The following is a 1,581-nucleotide window of genomic DNA, read 5'->3' on the forward strand; positions in this document are numbered from 1 at the left end:
GCCGAGCGAAGCGGAGGCTGGGTGAGGGGGAGCGCGGTGTGTGGTTGCCATATCCTGCGGGCGGGTTCTCACCCCCAAACCATCAGCGCCGCCAGCCCCGCTACCCCGACCGCAAGCCGCCACCAGCCGAACAGCGCGTAGCCGTTCTTCGAGACGTAATCGAGCAGGAAGCGCACGACGATCAGCGCGGCGACGAAGGCGGCGATGAAGCCGACGGAAATGATCGGCAGGTCGGCCGAAGTCAGCACGTTGCGGTTCTTGAAGAGGTCGAAGGCGAAGGCGCCGACCATGGTAGGCATGGCGAGGAAGAAGGAGAATTCCGCCGCCGCGCGCTTGTCGACGCCCATCAGCAGCGCGCCGACGATGGTCGAGCCGGAACGCGAGGTGCCCGGGATCAGCGACAGGCACTGGAACAGGCCGATCTTGAGATAGACGCTCAACGGGAAGCGCTCGACGTCGTGATGCACCGGCTTGAAGTTGATGCGGTCGACGACGAGCAGCACCACGCCGCCAATGATCAGCATGCTGCAGATCAGTTTTGGCGATTCGAACAGATAGTTTTTGATGAAGTCGTGACCTACGGCGCCGATGACCGCGGCCGGCAGGAAGGCGATCAGGATGCCGATGACGAAATGCCTGGTCTGCGGATCGCTGGGCAGCTTGATCAGCATCTGCCAGAGCTTGCCGAAATAGACACTCAAAATGGCCAGGATCGCGCCGAGCTGGATCAGGATCTCGAAGGCCTTGCCGGTGGAGTGGAAGCCGAGGAAATGGCCGGCAAGCAGGATGTGGCCGGTCGAGGACACCGGGATGAACTCGGTCAGGCCCTCCAGCAGCCCAAGCAGCAGCGCTTCGACGATGGTCTGGCTTTCCATGGCAACCTCAGGATTTCGGGCACAGCTGGGAACAACGGCTTGCTTGTCACGGCGCGGAAGTCCCCCTATAGGTCGCAACACCGTGACGGCCGCATGACGGGCCGCCAAGACTTACCGGTGCAGGTATCGATTCGCCAGTGCGCCCTATCATCGCGGAACCATGCTGACGCTTTTCCACCATCCCATGTTCGCCACCTGCCGGTTCGTGCGCCTTGCCTTTGGCGAGTATGGCGAGGAGCTGGCGCTGATCGAGGAAAAGCCGTGGACGCGGCGCAAGGAGTTCCTGGCGCTGAACCCGGCCGGCACGCTGCCGATCCTGCTCGCCGAAGGCGACGTGCCGATCGTCGGCGCCATGGTGATCGCCGAATATCTCGACGAGACGCGCGGCGTCTTGAAGCGCGACAAAAGGCTGTTCGCCGAGGATCCGATGCAGCGCGCCGAAATCCGCCGGCTGACCGACTGGTATCTGGCGAAGGCCGAAAGCGAGGTCACCCGCCACCTGGTGCGCGAGCGCGTGCTGAAGCCGGTGATGCCGGAAACCGCCGGCGGCGGCTCGCCCGATTCGGCGGCGATCCGGGCGGCGCGCGCCAACATCCGCCAGCACATGAAATACACCAATTGGCTGGCCGGCACGCGCCATTGGCTGGCCGGCAACAAGGTGACCTATGCCGACCTCGCCGCGGCGGCGACGCTTTCGGTGCTCGAC

At 64.3% G+C, this 1,581-nt stretch carries 2 protein-coding genes; one reads left to right on the plus strand and one right to left on the minus strand.

Annotation, left to right across the window (positions count from 1 at the left end; translation table 11 throughout):
- Nucleotides 1–68: 68 nt before the first annotated feature.
- Nucleotides 69–875: an undecaprenyl-diphosphate phosphatase gene (locus EOA24_RS37405; protein WP_126080310.1), complete on the minus strand. Its 807-nt coding sequence runs from the start codon at nucleotides 873–875 to the stop codon at nucleotides 69–71.
- Nucleotides 876–1,035: 160 nt separating this feature from the next.
- Here EOA24_RS37405 and EOA24_RS37410 point away from each other — a divergent pair.
- On the plus strand, nucleotides 1,036–1,581 hold a 546-nt coding region (locus EOA24_RS37410; protein ID WP_133374885.1), incomplete at its 3' end, for a glutathione S-transferase family protein.

The sequence above is a fragment of the Mesorhizobium sp. M2A.F.Ca.ET.039.01.1.1 genome (assembly GCF_003998035.1).
Lineage (GTDB): Bacteria > Pseudomonadota > Alphaproteobacteria > Rhizobiales > Rhizobiaceae > Mesorhizobium.